General features: G+C 72.1%; 14 protein-coding genes. 6 read left to right on the top strand and 8 right to left on the bottom strand.

The window, feature by feature from the left end:
- Positions 1-15 precede the first annotated feature (15 nt).
- The 7 genes from ABGB12_RS32000 to ABGB12_RS32030 form a co-directional block, all read right to left on the bottom strand.
- Positions 16-1,086, bottom strand: coding sequence for a hydrogenase expression protein HypE (locus tag ABGB12_RS32000; RefSeq protein WP_347683762.1), 1,071 nt, complete (start codon positions 1,084-1,086; stop codon positions 16-18).
- Positions 1,087-1,105: 19 nt separating this feature from the next.
- Positions 1,106-1,468 (bottom strand): hydrogenase maturation nickel metallochaperone HypA, encoded by a 363-nt coding sequence (locus ABGB12_RS32005; protein ID WP_347683764.1) that lies wholly within the window; start codon positions 1,466-1,468, stop codon positions 1,106-1,108.
- Entirely contained in the window at positions 1,461-1,982 is a 522-nt protein-coding gene (locus ABGB12_RS32010; RefSeq protein ID WP_347683766.1) for a hydrogenase maturation protease, read from the bottom strand. Before ABGB12_RS32010 ends, ABGB12_RS32005 begins: the two co-directional genes overlap by 8 nt.
- Positions 1,979-3,361, bottom strand: coding sequence for a hypothetical protein (locus ABGB12_RS32015; protein ID WP_347683768.1), 1,383 nt, complete (start codon positions 3,359-3,361; stop codon positions 1,979-1,981). Before ABGB12_RS32015 ends, ABGB12_RS32010 begins: the two co-directional genes overlap by 4 nt.
- 157 nt (positions 3,362-3,518) lie before the next feature.
- Complete coding sequence (locus ABGB12_RS32020; protein WP_347683770.1) at positions 3,519-4,484, bottom strand: asparaginase; 966 nt, start codon at positions 4,482-4,484, stop codon at positions 3,519-3,521.
- A gap of 89 nt (positions 4,485-4,573) precedes the next feature.
- Complete coding sequence (locus ABGB12_RS32025) at positions 4,574-5,065, bottom strand: hypothetical protein (RefSeq protein WP_347683772.1); 492 nt, start codon at positions 5,063-5,065, stop codon at positions 4,574-4,576.
- A gap of 61 nt (positions 5,066-5,126) precedes the next feature.
- The gene (locus tag ABGB12_RS32030) at positions 5,127-5,561 is read right to left on the bottom strand and encodes a hypothetical protein (RefSeq protein ID WP_347683773.1); all 435 of its coding nucleotides are present in this window, start codon (positions 5,559-5,561) and stop codon (positions 5,127-5,129) included.
- A gap of 231 nt (positions 5,562-5,792) precedes the next feature.
- On the opposite strand from ABGB12_RS32030, the gene ABGB12_RS32035 reads away from it, so the two are divergent.
- The gene (locus ABGB12_RS32035) at positions 5,793-7,319 is read left to right on the top strand and encodes an alkaline phosphatase D family protein (RefSeq protein ID WP_347683774.1); all 1,527 of its coding nucleotides are present in this window, start codon (positions 5,793-5,795) and stop codon (positions 7,317-7,319) included.
- A gap of 3 nt (positions 7,320-7,322) precedes the next feature.
- On the opposite strand, the gene ABGB12_RS32040 is transcribed toward ABGB12_RS32035, so the two are convergent.
- Positions 7,323-8,615, bottom strand: a complete 1,293-nt coding sequence (locus ABGB12_RS32040; RefSeq protein ID WP_347683775.1) for an FG-GAP and VCBS repeat-containing protein — start codon at positions 8,613-8,615, stop codon at positions 7,323-7,325.
- Positions 8,616-8,763: 148 nt separating this feature from the next.
- On the opposite strand from ABGB12_RS32040, the gene ABGB12_RS32045 reads away from it, so the two are divergent.
- The 5 genes from ABGB12_RS32045 to ABGB12_RS32065 all read left to right on the top strand — a co-directional run bounded on the left by ABGB12_RS32045 (position 8,764) and on the right by ABGB12_RS32065 (position 13,086).
- Positions 8,764-9,264 (top strand): hypothetical protein, encoded by a 501-nt coding sequence (locus ABGB12_RS32045; RefSeq protein WP_347683776.1) that lies wholly within the window; start codon positions 8,764-8,766, stop codon positions 9,262-9,264.
- Positions 9,265-9,274: 10 nt separating this feature from the next.
- Positions 9,275-10,408 (top strand): sensor histidine kinase, encoded by a 1,134-nt coding sequence (locus tag ABGB12_RS32050; RefSeq protein ID WP_347683897.1) that lies wholly within the window; start codon positions 9,275-9,277, stop codon positions 10,406-10,408.
- Positions 10,405-11,058, top strand: a complete 654-nt coding sequence (locus tag ABGB12_RS32055; protein WP_347683778.1) for a response regulator transcription factor — start codon at positions 10,405-10,407, stop codon at positions 11,056-11,058. The genes ABGB12_RS32050 and ABGB12_RS32055 overlap by 4 nt, the downstream gene beginning before the upstream one ends.
- A 94-nt stretch (positions 11,059-11,152) precedes the next feature.
- On the top strand, positions 11,153-12,070 hold the full coding sequence (locus tag ABGB12_RS32060) for an ABC transporter ATP-binding protein (RefSeq protein WP_347683780.1): 918 nt from the start codon (positions 11,153-11,155) through the stop codon (positions 12,068-12,070).
- Complete coding sequence (locus tag ABGB12_RS32065) at positions 12,067-13,086, top strand: ABC transporter permease subunit (RefSeq protein ID WP_347683782.1); 1,020 nt, start codon at positions 12,067-12,069, stop codon at positions 13,084-13,086. Before ABGB12_RS32060 ends, ABGB12_RS32065 begins: the two co-directional genes overlap by 4 nt.
- The last annotated feature ends 4 nt before the right edge of the window (positions 13,087-13,090 follow it).

Consider the following 13,090-nt stretch of genomic DNA (forward strand, 5'->3'; position numbering starts at 1 on the left):
TGCGGTCCTCTCCCTCTACTGGCGGGGGCGCCGGTGCGGCCGGTAGCCGCTGGTCAGCACGTCCCGGTTGTGGCGCCACTTGGGTTCCTTGTTGACCGTGCCGTTGGTGATGCGCCGCATCCGCCGGATGAACGCCCCGTAGGGCTTGATCAGGGTGGACGACAGGGTCGCGCCGGGCGGCTCGTCCATGAACGGCATGAACTTGTCCGGGAATCCGGGCATGGTGCAGGCGATGCAGATGCCGCCCACGTTCGGGCAGCCGCCGATGCCGGCCATCCAGCCGCGCTGGGGGACGTTGCAGTTGACCACCGGCCCCCAGCAGCCGATCTTCACCAGGCAGTGCGAGGAGTTGTAGGTCTCGGCGAAGTCGGCCTGCTCGTAGGAGGCCGCGCGGTCGCAGCCGTCGTGCACGGTGTGGCCGAACAGCCACGTCGGGCGCAGCATGTCGTCCAGCGGCGGCGGGGGCGCGGCCCCCGCGGCGTGGTAGAGCACCCAGGTGAGGGTCTCCATGAAGTTGTCGGGCTGCACGGGGCAGCCGGGCACGTTGACGATGGGCAGTCCCCCGGCCGACCTGAAGTCCCAGCCCAGGTAGTCGGCCAGCCCCATCGAGCCGGTCGGGTTGCCCTCCATGGCGTGGATGCCGCCGTAGGTGGCGCAGGTGCCGGCGGCGACGACCGCCCACGCCTTGGGCGCCAGCGCGTCGATCCACCAGTTCAGCGTCAGCGGCTCGCCGGTCGTGCGGTCGTTGCCGAAGGACGTCCAGTAGCCCTCGCCGTTGATCTTCTCGTTGGGGACCGACCCCTCCAGCACGAAGATGAAGGGCTTCAGCTCGCCCGCCGCGGCCGCCCGGAACGGGGCGAGGAACTCCTCCCCGCCCAGCGTGGGCGAGAGCACCTTGTTGTGCAGGTGCACTTTCGGCAGACCCGGTATCACGCCGCGCACGACGTCCTCGATCGCCGGCTGGGAGGCCGCCGTGATCGAGACGGTGTCGCCGTCGCAGCTCATCCCCTCGGAGATCCAGAGGATGTGCATCTCCTCGTATCCGGCCCGTCCGGCGGTCCCGGCACGTTCGCTCGTGGAAGTCATCGCAGATCCCTCCTCGGTCTCAGCCGCTCGTTCCCGCGGGCTCGTCGACGGTGATGGACTCCAGGACCGCCTCGTGCTCCGGGGCCTCGGCGGCTTCCACGTCGAGGCCGCCGCAGCTCGGGCAGACGACCAGATTCGGGACGTCGTCGGCCGGGCTCTCGGCCCCGCAGGCGCGGCAGCGCACCGAGGCCGGCTCCTGGACCACCTCCACCCGGGCGCCCTCGGCGGGAGTGCCCGCCGCCGCCAGCTGGAACCCCTGGTCGATGACCCCTGGATCCACCGGGTGTCCGCTGATCCGCACCTTCACGCCCCGCACGCGGCGGCCGTCCGCCCGGTTCAGCACGGCCCTGACGATGGCGTCGCACAACCCCAGTTCATGCATCGGTACGCTCCTCGCTTCTTCCCGTCCCCAGTGCCTCGGCGCACGCCAGGTCCGCGACCAGGCGGACCGCCTCGTCCACGGCCGCGGCGACCGGCTCCGACAGGCCCATGCCCTCCTCGACCGAGGCGGGGCGGCAGCCCACCACTAGCACCCGGCCGACCTCGCCGCCGAGCCGGCGCAACATCCGCAGCACGGCCAGCGGGTGCAGGCCGTGCGCGTCGACGGTGACGGCGTCGTCCCGCCCGTCGAGGTCGTCCTCGCCGATCTCGAGGACCGCCAGCGTCCCCGCCCGCCCCTCCAACGGAACGGCGTCCACCATGATCAGCGTGTCGGTCCCGCCGTCGAGCAGCTCGTAGACCAGGTGGACGCCGCGGATGCCGTAGTCGGCGACCCGGACGCCGGCGGGCAGCCCCCTGGAGTCGACGCGGCGGACGACCTCGACGCCGAAACCGTCGTCGCCCAGGAACACGTTGCCGATCCCCGCCACGAGGACCCGGCGCCCCTCCGCGCTCATTCGGGGCCCGCCTCTCCGGGCGCCTCCGCGGCCAGGGGCTCCACCTCGTCGAGGGTGAAATAGCGGTAACGCCCGTACCAGCGGTCCAGGTCGGCGGCGGGATCGCCCTCGAGCGTGACGGCCAGGTGCACGACGTCGTCGACGTCGGTCAGCACCTTCTCCACGCGGGCGTCGCGCCCGTCCAGGAACCTGTCCTGCGGATCGGTCCCGCGCAGCCTCGGCCGCAGCCTGACCCGGCTGCCCGTGCCCAGGCGGACTCCGGCCACGACGGTCTCCTCGCCGCCCTCGCCCGGCGGGGGGACCATGCCCATCGAGCGCACCGCCCCGTGGAGCCGCTCGAACACCTCGGGCGGCATCGTGTCGACCCTGTCCAGGATCGCCGCGGCCCGCGCGTCGGTCGCCCGCGCCTCCCGCTTCTCCTCGTCGGTCAGGGTGAGGGTCCGCAGCGAGAGGATCTCGTCGATCTCACCGGAGTCGTGCAGGTCGCCGGGGCTCTCGGGGGCCACACGCGGGTGGTCGTACAGCAGGATGGGCGACGACAGGAGCAGGTCGTAACGCGCCGAAGGGCCGGCGAGGACCGGAAAGGTGCGGACGTTCTCGCAGGTCCGGGCCGCGGCGCACGCCCACTCGGGCGGTTCGAGCAGCGAGATGAAGGAGCCGCCGCGCACCGCCATCAGAACGTGGCAGGCCAGCGGCGAGACGCGCAGCGCCTCGTCCCTTTCGGCGCCGGCCGCGATGCCGCCTCCGGTGTTCTCCACACGGACGCGCAGCCGGGTGAGCGGCCCCTTCGGCCCCTCCCCCACCGGAGTGGCGGAGAACCGCACCGCCGCCGACAGCGGCCACCGGCGCCGCAGCACCCGTCCGGCGGGTTCTTCCCCGGCCCCTGGGATCACCTGGATGTCCTGGCCTCCGGGCAGCTCCAGGAAGACCTTCCGCGATCCGTCGGCGGTGTTGCCCTTCCCCTCCAGAGGGAACCTGAGCGTGAACTCGCGGGGGACGGCCTCGTCGAATCCGGTCTCCATGCCGGTGCCGGTGTCCAGGGCGTCGACCGGGCGGTGGCGGTGTCCGTCGAACTCCTCGACGCTCCGACGCTGGAGCTGGAGGAAGCGGATCTGGCACATCACCGTCTCCGCCGGCCCGTACAGCAGGCATTCGGTCTGCTGCCACCAGCCCTCCGCGGACCCGGCGACGCCCTTGTCGTCCGGGCCTCGGTGCCGCGTCCACTCCCGTGGCGTGAGCACCCCGAACTGCCACCGGACGCGGTTCTTGCCCGACGACCCCCTGTAGGGGTAGAGCAGGTATCCCTCGTACAGGATCGCGTCGGCCACCGACCGCACCGGCGCGAAGACGTCCTCTGCGCCGACCGTCCTCGTCCCCATGCCCCTTCGCCTTTCTCCGGGATTAGCGGCACGGCGATGTGACGTTGCGCGCCCACGCCATTCCCCTGGGTGATTTCCTCCGTTATAGCAACGCCCATCACCCTGGGTAAGTGGATCCGTCCCTTAGGTGGCCCTGCCACCTAGCCCGGCGCGTTCCTCAGAAGAGGTCCGGGGCGATCCTGATGGAGCCGACGGTCCGGCCTCCGCCCGTCACGGAGGTCTCGGCACGGGAGCCGAGCACGGGGGCGTCGACGCCCAGCGTGCGCAGGAGGGCGACGGTGACGGGGGTACGGGCCCGCATCGCGCCGTCCTCGATCTTGACCACGCCCGCGCGGCCGTCGGGCAGGCAGAAGGCGTCGACGCCCTCGGCCCCGCACTTCAGGACGAGCCCCGGGATCTGGGACATGAGGTCGTTCTCGTCGCGACGCGTACCCGACGTCCAGGCCGGGTACGTGCGCATCGCGGCGGCGACACGCGCTTCCTCGCGGCCCTCCGGGGCCGTGGCGAGACGATGGAAGGCGCGGGCCAGCCCGAGGAGCGTGACGCCGTACAGCGGCGCGCCGCAGCCGTCCACTCCGATCGCCGCCACCCGCTCGCCGGTGAACTCCTCCAGCGTGGAACGGACCGCGAGCTGCAGCGGATGCCCGGAGTCCAGGTACGTCTCCGTGGCCCAGCCGTTCGCCCGGCAGGTCGCCAGCATCGCGGCGTGCTTGCCCGAGCAGTTCATGAAGAGCGGGCTCTCCTCGCCGTCCGACCGCAGCGCCTCTCGCCGGGCGCCCGCGTCCATGGGCCAGTCCGGCGGGCAGCCCAGGTCGGCGGCGGTCAGTCCCGCCCCCGCCAGGATCTTCTCGGCGCCCTCGACGTGGAACGCCTCACCGGAGTGGCTCGACGCGGCCAGGGCGAGCAGCTCGCCCTCCAGCTCCAGCCCGTGCCGCAGCATCGCGACGGCCTGGAACGGCTTCACCGTCGAACGGGGGAACAGCGGCGCGTCCACCGGCCCCAGCGCCTTGACGACGTTCCCGTCCGCTCCCAGCGCCACGGCCGTCCCCCGGTGCCGGGACTCCACGAATCCCGACCGCTCTACCTCCACCAGAACCGGACAGACCGCCATTTCACCGCTCACACCATCAGGTTAGAGCGTGCCGAAACCCGGGAGGGACGGCCGGATCGCCGTGTCCCGCCCGGGTCCGCGCACGTGCTCCGTGCGGCGGGTCAGTTGAAGCAGTCCTGCTTCGGGGAGACCAGGCCCAGCTCGTAGACCTTGTTCTTCCTGTCGAAGAGGAACCAGTACTGGGTCTTCTTCTTGCTGCCGGGAGCCGGGACCCACCAGACGTTGATGTCCTCCCGCAGGGCCGGGTACGCCTTCTTCACCTGGGCCTTGGTGGAGCCGAGGGTGATGCCGCGCGGGGTCTTCATCCCCTTGCGCGCGAAGATCGCGACCACGCCGAACTTCTTGGAGATGTAGCCTCCGACCTGGTCCCGGCCGGTGCGGTGGGTCTTGAGGTCGAACCCGGTGCACCCGCCGTCGCGCCGCTTGAGGACGATCAGGCCGGTCCCTCGAGCCTGGCTCTTGGTCTGGCCGATCTTGAGTTTGCCGTAGCCGTACGGGCCCAGCCTCGGCTCGGCCGCCGCGGCCGGAGCCGCGACCGCCAGCGAGAGCGTCAGCGCGCCCGTCAACGCCACCGCGAGTCCGCGTCCTGTCATCGTCGCCCCTTGAAGTCGATCTTCTCCCAATCGTTGGGAGAATATCCCGCTTCGGCCGGGCTCAGGTGGGAGAGCAGCCGAGACCCCAGGCCCTCAGCATCTTCCTCGGCACTTTCCCGCAGAGGTAGCCTCCGGTGTCGCCCTTGTAGACCCAGCGCCCCCTGGCCCCCTGCTTGCGCCAGACGTGCGGCCCGTCCTGAGCGCTGACGGGGTTGCAGCTCAGCCGGATGTCGCCGACGGCCCAGTACACGGTCGGCTTGCCCCTGGTGATGATCTTGCCGTAGTAGAGGCGCTTGGGGCCGACCACCTTCGACCGCCTGGCGCATGCCAGCTGATAGGCGTACGACTTGTAGTACCTGTCCGCGAGCTGTTTCCTGACCTTCGGGGACGCCTTGAGGCCGACCGCCTCTGAAGGCTGGGCCGCCTGCGCCTCGACCGCTCCCGTCGGCACTGCCAGCGCGACCACCGTGAGACCCGCGATCACCAGTTTTCTCATACAGGAGAAGATGCCCTTTTCCCCGCACAGGTCGCCATGCCCGAGACGTCTTTACCGCGGGTTGTGACAGTCCGGATGGTCGGGACCCTGCGACGCGGCCGATCCGGATCGCGCGCCGAGGAGACCGACCGTCCTCTGACATGCGTCGTGCGCTCAGCCGGGCTTCACCCGCCGTTCGTACCGGTCATCTGCACTGACACCGTGGAGATAACGCGCAGAAGCGTCATTTCAGTGGGCGGTCTGACCACCCTGGGGGTGGCCTGCGGGCCCGTGGCTCCGACGTCGACGGCTTCGGCCGCCCCGCCGAAGAGACCCGACCCGTTCCGGCTGGGAGTCGCCTCCGGCGATCCGCGCCCCGACGGGATGGTGTTGTGGACGAGGCTCGCGCCCCGCCCCCTCGCCGAGGACGGGCTGGGCGGGATGGGACGCGCGCCGGTCGAGGTGCGCTGGCAGCTCGCCTCCGACGCACGGTTCCGGCACATCGTCCGGCAGGGCACGGCCACCGCGCGGCCGTCCGGAGGATTCGCGGTGCACGTCGAGCCGTCGGGGCTCGAGCCGGGACGGGAGTACTTCTACCGGTTCCGCGCCCAGGGCCACCTGTCCCCCACGGGCCGGACCCGCACCGCGCCGGCACGCGGCGCGCTGACACCGATGACGTTCGCCGCGGCGTCCTGCTCGCACTACGAACACGGGTACTTCACCGCCTACCGGCGGATGGCCGCGCAGGACCCCGACCTGGTCCTGCACCTCGGCGACTACCTCTACGAATACGCGCCAGGCTCCTACAGCGGCACGAACGGCGTCGTGCGCAGGCACACCGAAGGCAAATGCCAGACGCTCACCGACTACCGGCGGCGGCACGCCCAGTACAAGAGCGACCCGGATCTGCGCGCCGCGCACGCCGCCGCCCCCTGGGCCGTCATCTGGGACGACCACGAACTGGAGGACAACTGGACCGGGAGCACGCCCGGCTCGAAAGTCCCCGGTTTCAGCGCCCGGAAGAAGGCCGCGATGCGCGCCTACTACGAGAACATGCCGCTGCGAGCGTCGTCACGCCCGTCCGGGACGAAGCTGCAGCTGTTCCGCGGGCTCTCGTGGGGCGCGCTCGCGTCCTTCCACCTGCTGGACACCCGCCAGTACCGCACCGACCAGCCCTGCGACGACTGGATGCGGACCGGCTGCGACTCGCGGACGGACCCGTCCCACCGGGTGCTCGGCGCCCGGCAGCTGAAATGGCTGGAGTCCGGGCTGCGCGCCTCGGGCGCCCGCTGGGACGTCCTCGCCCAGCAGATCTTCCTCGCCCGGCGGGACTACGCGCTCGGCCCCGCCGTCGAGGTCGGGATGGACTCCTGGGACGGGTACGCCGCCGAACGCGACCGCCTGTTCGACGCCGTCCTGAGGTCGGGCGCCCGCAACCCCGTCGTGCTGACCGGTGACGTCCACACCGCCTACGCGAGCGACCTGCTGCGCGACTTCGACGATCCGGCCTCGGCCCGGGTCGGGGTCGAGCTCGTCGCCACCTCGATCGCCAGCGACGGCGACGGCTACCGCGACCGGAGCGTCAACGCCGTCCTGCTGCAGGAGAACCCGCACTTCGCCCTCATGGACCAGCGCCGCGGCTACATCATCGGCCGGCTGACCTCCGAGTCGCTCACCGCCGACTTCCACACCCTGGAGTACGTCTCACGGCGCGGCGCCCCCGCACGGCGCACCGCCCGGTTCGTCGTCCCGGACGGCGCGCGTTCCCTGGCCCGCTGACCCTCAGCCGAGGGAGAACCCGGTCAGGCCCCTGCCTTCGAGCGGGAGCCTGACCTTGCCTCGGTAGACGCCCCCGGCGAAGCCGTTCTCGCCGGGGGCTCCGACGATCAGGGCCCGGTCGGCGATCTCGAGCGCGTAGCCGTAGTGGGCGGCGGAGCCGAGGCCTGAGCTGAGGAGTTTCGCCTTGGCCGCGGTCAGGCCCTTGCGCCTGCGCGCGTGGAGGACCTGGACGGCGCCCGCCCCGGGGACGCCGATCGCGAGGTCCGGGACGCGGTCGCCGTTCAGGTCGCCCGCCGCGAGGGCGGCGCCGAACCGGTCGTAGCGGTGGACGTCTCCGGCCAGGCCCTTGGTGAGCCGGTTCCACATCGGGCCCTCCTCCTTGAAGGACGGCCCGTACAGGACGTGGACGGCTCCTTCTCCGAAGCCGAGGTCCTTGTGCGTCAGGGCCTCACCGGGGACGCCGACCGCCAGATCGTCCCGGCCGTCGGCGTCGAAGTCCGCGACCGCGAGGGCGCTGCCGAATCCGTCGCTGCGTTCGGGCGAACCGCGCAGCCTGCCCGCCTGGGAGATGTTCCGGCCCTTGGCGCGTACGGCGTCCAGGATCGTCACCGAGCCCTCGCCCCGGTGGCCGTCGCCGGGCAGGCCCACCGCGAGTTCCTCACGGCCGTTCCCGTCGAAGTCACCGGCGGCGAGGACGGCGCCGAACGCGTCCGTCTGCGCCTTGCGTTTCCCCTTCCGGCCGAGGGATGCGGAGAAGACCTTCGATCCGCGCAGTCCTTCGGCGCGCAGTCCGTACACCGCTACCGCTCCTCCGCCCTTGCGGCCCGGTGCCCCCGCGGCGAGTTCGAGGTCGCGGTCGCCGTCGAGGTCGGCCACGGCGAGGGCCGTGCCGAACTGGTCGCTGCCGCGCTTGGGCAGCCTCAGCACCTGTCCCTGCCGCAGGCCGCCCTCACCGCCCAGATACACCCGGACGGACTCCGCGCCGGGCATCCCCACCGCGAGGTCGGCGCAGCGGTCTCCGTTCAGATCTCCCACGGCCAGCGAGGCGCCGAACCCGTCCCCTCGCCGCACGTCCGCCGGAACCAGCCACTCCTGTCTGCCGTCCCCGTACAGGACGCCCACCTGTCCGGCGCGCGCCTGCCCGCCGACCGTCGCCGAGGGCGCCCCCACCGCGAGATCCCGCCTGCCGTCGCCGTCGAAGTCGGACCCTCCCCGACACTCCGCCGCCCGAGCTGCGGTTCCGGGCACCACCAGCATCCCCGCCATGAGCAGGGGGACCATCACAAGGCTTCGCACCCCGCCAACGTCCCCGCCCGACGGAACGCCCCGACAGCACCTGGATGTCCCCCTCGTGAACCTTTCCCACCAAAGGACCTCCCCCCGCGGCGCACGACCGTACTTTCGGCCGGTTCCTCCCGAGGCGGCCCTCCTTAGCGTGAACGGCATGAGTACTGCCGACGGCCCGTCGCGGACGGGTGGAAAAGCGACCGACATCTGTCTCGGCCTGGTCTTCGCCTCGGGACTCGCCTTCACCGCTTACATGCTCATCGTCAGCTGGGGCGGGGCCTACTGGCTCCTCGACACCGTCGCGGGAACCACCGTGGCGGTGCTCGCGCTGGCGCGCGAGCGGAACCGGTTGGTGACGGCGGTCGCGGGGCTCGCCGTCTCGGCCGCCGCGATCGGGATCTCCGACATCGCTGACCTGCCGCGCGAACCCGGACCGGCCACCTCGCTCGCCTTGGCCGTGCTCGTCGGGTCCGCGATCCGGGGGCTCTCCGCCCGAGCCGCGTGGGCGGTCTCCGCGGGCGGCCTGGTGGTGGTGACCGGTGCCTGGACCGCCGGAGGCGGTGCGGTCGCGGTGTGGGCCACGCTCGGCTGGCTTTCGGCCGTCGCGGCCGGGACGGCGCTGCGCCACGACGACCGGCGCCGCCGGTTTGTACCGTGACGTGGTGACCATGCCGAATCAGCGTCTCAGGACCGCGTCCGCCGCAGGGCTCGGCGCGGTCTTCCTGGCGGCGATCGCCTTCGAGTCCTTCGCCATCGCACAGACCTGGGGCCTGGAATACACGCCCTTCAAGAGCGCCGCCGCGGCCGTGGTGTGCGGGCTGGCGCTCCTGCGCCACCGTGACGCCACCGTGGCCGCGTTCGCGGGCCTGGCGGTGGCGGCGCTGACGATCCCGGTCCCCGGGCTGGTCGAACTTCCCGCCGAACCCGGCCCCGCCCTCGCGCTGGGTCTGTCGGTGCTCACCGGCCACGCGGTCCGGATCCTGCCCGTTCCACGGGCAGCCGCGGTGGCCGCCACCGGGCTCTTCCTCGTGGCGGGCTGCCAGCTCGTCGCCTGGCATTTCCTGCAAACGAACACCACAGTGGCGGTGGTCAACGCCATCGCCTGGCTCGGCGCGGTCGCCGTCGGGCTGTATCTGCGGATGCTCGACGCCCGCACCCGCGCCACGGCCGAGAAGGTGCGCAGGGACGAGCGGCTCGAACTCGCCCGTGAACTGCACGACGCCGTCGCCCACCACATCACCGGGATGCTGGTGCAGGCCCAGGCCGCGCAGATCGTCGCCCGGCGCACCCCGGAGAAGGTGCCGGAGTCCCTGGCCGGGATCGAGGCCGCCGGCGCCGAGGCACTGGCGGCGATGCGCCGGGCCGTCGGACTGCTGCGCGACACCGCCGACGCCGCGCCGTCCTCGCCGGGGCCCGAGCGGCTCGGCGAACTGGTCGAACGGTTTCACCGGCAGGGGCCGCCGGTGAAACTGACCCTTCCGGACGACACCGCCTGGCCGCCCGAGGTGAAGACCACCCTGTACCGGATCGTCCAGGAGTCATTGACGAACATCGCACGGCACGCCCCGCAGGCCCGGTCGGTGACCGTCACCGTGGACCGGGACGACCGGTCGGTCACCGTCGAGGTCGTCGACGACGCCCCGACGGTCCCGCCCAGACCCCATCACCGGCCGGGATACGGTCTGATCGGGATGCGCGAACGCGTCGAGATGCTCGGCGGCACCCTGGTCGCGGGCCCGTCCCCCGGCGGCGGCTGGTCGGTCGCGGCCACCCTCCCCACCGCGCCGAAAGGGCCCCGATGACGATCAAGGTACTGATCGCCGACGACCAGGCGATGATCCGCGGCGGCCTGCGGCTCATCCTCGAGGACCAGCCCGACATCAGCGTGGTCGCCGAGGCCGCGGACGGCGTCGAGGCCGTCGAGCTGGCCCGGCGGCTGCGCCCCGACGTCTGCCTGGTCGACATCCGGATGCCCCGTCTGGACGGTCTCGACGTCACCCGCGCGCTGGCCGGGCCGCAGGTCGCCGACCCGCTCCGGGTCATCGTGGTCACCACCTTCGACCTCGACGAGTACGTGTACGGGGCGCTGCGCGGCGGCGCGGCGGGTTTCATCCTCAAGGGCGCGAGCCCGGCCCTGCTCGTCGAGGCCGTCCGCGCCGCGCACGGCGGGGAGGCGCTGATCTCGCCGTCGGTCACGCTGCGCCTGCTCGGCCATCTGGCCTCCGGCGCGGCCCCGCGGAGACCGGCGGAGTCCCCTCTGTCGGAACGGGAGCTCGACGTCGTGCGGGCCATCGCCCGCGGCCGCACCAACCAGGAGATCGCCGCCGAGCTGTTCATCTCCCTGAGCACCGTCAAGAGCCACCTGTCAGGCGTCCAGGCCAAGCTCGGCCTCCGCAACCGCGTGGAGATCGCCGCCTGGGCCTGGGAGAACCGGATCGTCGAGAGCTCCTGACCGTCGCGGAACCGGCCGAAAGTACGGCCGCCGCCGAGCGGAACCGTGCTTTGGACCGGCGCCTGGACGGGGGCCGGAAAACGACGATCAGGGCATGTCTCAAGAACTCTCCCGCTCCCCCGTTCTGCAGGCCGAGGGCCTGACGAAACGGTACGGCCGCCGCGTGGCCCTCGACGATGTGGATCTCTCCGTGCCGCAGGGCCGGGTGATCGGGCTCGTCGGGCCGAACGGGGCCGGCAAGTCCACCCTGCTGCACCTGGCCTGCGGGCTGCTCGAACCGTCGGAGGGGTCGCTGCGGGTGCTGGGATCCCGTCCCGCCGCCGACGCGGCGCACCTCGCCCGGGTCGGGTTCGTGGCGCAGGACACCCCGGTGTACGGGTCTTTCAGCGTGCGCGACCACCTCCGCATGGGCGAGAGGCTCAACCCGTCATGGGACCGGGCGCTGGCCGAACGCCGGCTCGAACAGGTCGGGCTGGATCCGGCGCAGAAGGCGGGACGGCTGTCCGGCGGCCAGCGGGCGCAGCTGGCACTGACGATCGCCGCCGCCAAACGCCCCGAACTGCTGATCTTCGACGAGCCGGCCGCGGCGCTCGACCCGCTGGCCCGCGAGGGCTTCCTGCACAACCTCATGGAGTTCGTCTCCGAGCTCGGCGCCAGCGCCGTCCTCTCCTCCCATCTGCTGGGCGACATCGAGAAGGTCTGCGACCACCTGATCGTGCTGTGCGCGTCCCGGATCCAGGTCGCGGGCGACGTCCGCCACCTGCTGGCCGTCCACCACCGGGTGACCGCACCGCGCGAACTGCTCGAGAGCCCGCCGGACGGCATCGAGGTGATCCGCGTCGAGCACGGCGACCCGAGCAGCCGGGCCGTCGTCCGCGCCGACGCCGGACTCGGGCGGCTGCCCTGGACCGTCGAACCGGTCACGCTCGAGGAACTGGCCATCGGCTACATGACCCGAGCTGCCGACCACCCGCTCCGCCCCGCGACGCCCCGACAGGAGACCGCCCGATGATCTGGTTGAGCTGGCGCCAGTTCCGCTTCCAGGCGTTCGTCGCCTTCGCCGTGCTCACCGTGGTCGGCGGCTACCTGCTGAAACTCGGTCTCGGCATCCGCGACGCCCACGACGCCGCGCTGGCCCGCTGCGGCGGCGGGGACTGCGCCGGACCGCTGGGCGAGTTCCAGAGCGCTTACCAGAACCCCCTGCTGTTCCTGGCCGCAGGACTCGGTCTCGCCCTGGCCCTGATCGGCGCCTTCTGGGGCGCCCCGCTCGTCGCCCGGGAACTCGAAGCGGGCACCCACCGCATGGTGTGGAACCAGAGCGTCACCCGCCGCCGCTGGCTCGGCGTCAAACTGCTGGTCGTCGGCCTGGCCGCGGCACTGGCGGCCGGGCTGGCCAGCGCCCTGCTGACCTGGGCCGCGGCCCCGGTCGACGAGGCCGCGGGGAACCGTTTCAGCACCGTCTTCTTCGGCTCCCGCGACATCGTCCCGGTCTCCTACGCGGTCTTCGCGGTCGTGCTCGGCACCGCCATCGGCCTGCTGGTCCGCCGTACCCTGCCCGCCATGGCGATCACGCTGGCGGCGTTCATCGCCTTCCAGTTCCTCGTCCCGAACCTGCTCCGACCGCACTTCCTCCCTCCGAAGACGACGACCATGGCGATGACCCCCGACGCCATCAACCAGGCGCGGGCTCTGGGCGACATCAGCGGCGCCCCCGTGCTCAGGGGCATCGCCCTCCCCCAGGCCCCCGACGCCTGGATCAGCCGTACCAGTCCCTTCCTCACCGCCGACGGCGAAACGCTCAGCGACGAGAAGTTCGACCACTGCTTCAGCAACGCACCTCGAACCGGCGCTTCCGGCACCTTCGGTGACACCGCCGTCTGCTTGGGCGAGCTCGACCTCCACCTGGAGATCTCCTACCACTCCGGTTCCCGGTACTGGTCGTTCCAGTGGATCGAGACCGTCTTCTACCTGGCCGCCTCCTCCGTCATCGGCGCCTTCGCCCTGTGGCGAGTCCGCCGCCTGACCTGACCGC

It is taken from the genome of Actinocorallia sp. B10E7 (assembly GCF_039871655.1).
Lineage (GTDB): Bacteria > Actinomycetota > Actinomycetes > Streptosporangiales > Streptosporangiaceae > Actinocorallia.

Excerpts from the sequence above, each read along its gene's own strand:
- ABGB12_RS32000 (WP_347683762.1), bottom strand. The coding sequence starts at position 1,086 with ATGACTTCCACGAGCGAACGTGCCGGGACCGCCGGACGGGCCGGATAC.
- ABGB12_RS32005 (WP_347683764.1), bottom strand. The coding sequence starts at position 1,468 with ATGCATGAACTGGGGTTGTGCGACGCCATCGTCAGGGCCGTGCTGAAC.
- ABGB12_RS32010 (WP_347683766.1), bottom strand. The coding sequence starts at position 1,982 with ATGAGCGCGGAGGGGCGCCGGGTCCTCGTGGCGGGGATCGGCAACGTG.
- ABGB12_RS32015 (WP_347683768.1), bottom strand. The coding sequence starts at position 3,361 with ATGGGGACGAGGACGGTCGGCGCAGAGGACGTCTTCGCGCCGGTGCGG.
- ABGB12_RS32025 (WP_347683772.1), bottom strand. The coding sequence starts at position 5,065 with ATGACAGGACGCGGACTCGCGGTGGCGTTGACGGGCGCGCTGACGCTC.
- ABGB12_RS32030 (WP_347683773.1), bottom strand. The coding sequence starts at position 5,561 with ATGAGAAAACTGGTGATCGCGGGTCTCACGGTGGTCGCGCTGGCAGTG.
- ABGB12_RS32045 (WP_347683776.1), top strand. The coding sequence starts at position 8,764 with ATGAGTACTGCCGACGGCCCGTCGCGGACGGGTGGAAAAGCGACCGAC.
- ABGB12_RS32050 (WP_347683897.1), top strand. The coding sequence starts at position 9,275 with ATGCCGAATCAGCGTCTCAGGACCGCGTCCGCCGCAGGGCTCGGCGCG.
- ABGB12_RS32055 (WP_347683778.1), top strand. The coding sequence starts at position 10,405 with ATGACGATCAAGGTACTGATCGCCGACGACCAGGCGATGATCCGCGGC.
- ABGB12_RS32060 (WP_347683780.1), top strand. The coding sequence starts at position 11,153 with ATGTCTCAAGAACTCTCCCGCTCCCCCGTTCTGCAGGCCGAGGGCCTG.
- ABGB12_RS32065 (WP_347683782.1), top strand. The coding sequence starts at position 12,067 with ATGATCTGGTTGAGCTGGCGCCAGTTCCGCTTCCAGGCGTTCGTCGCC.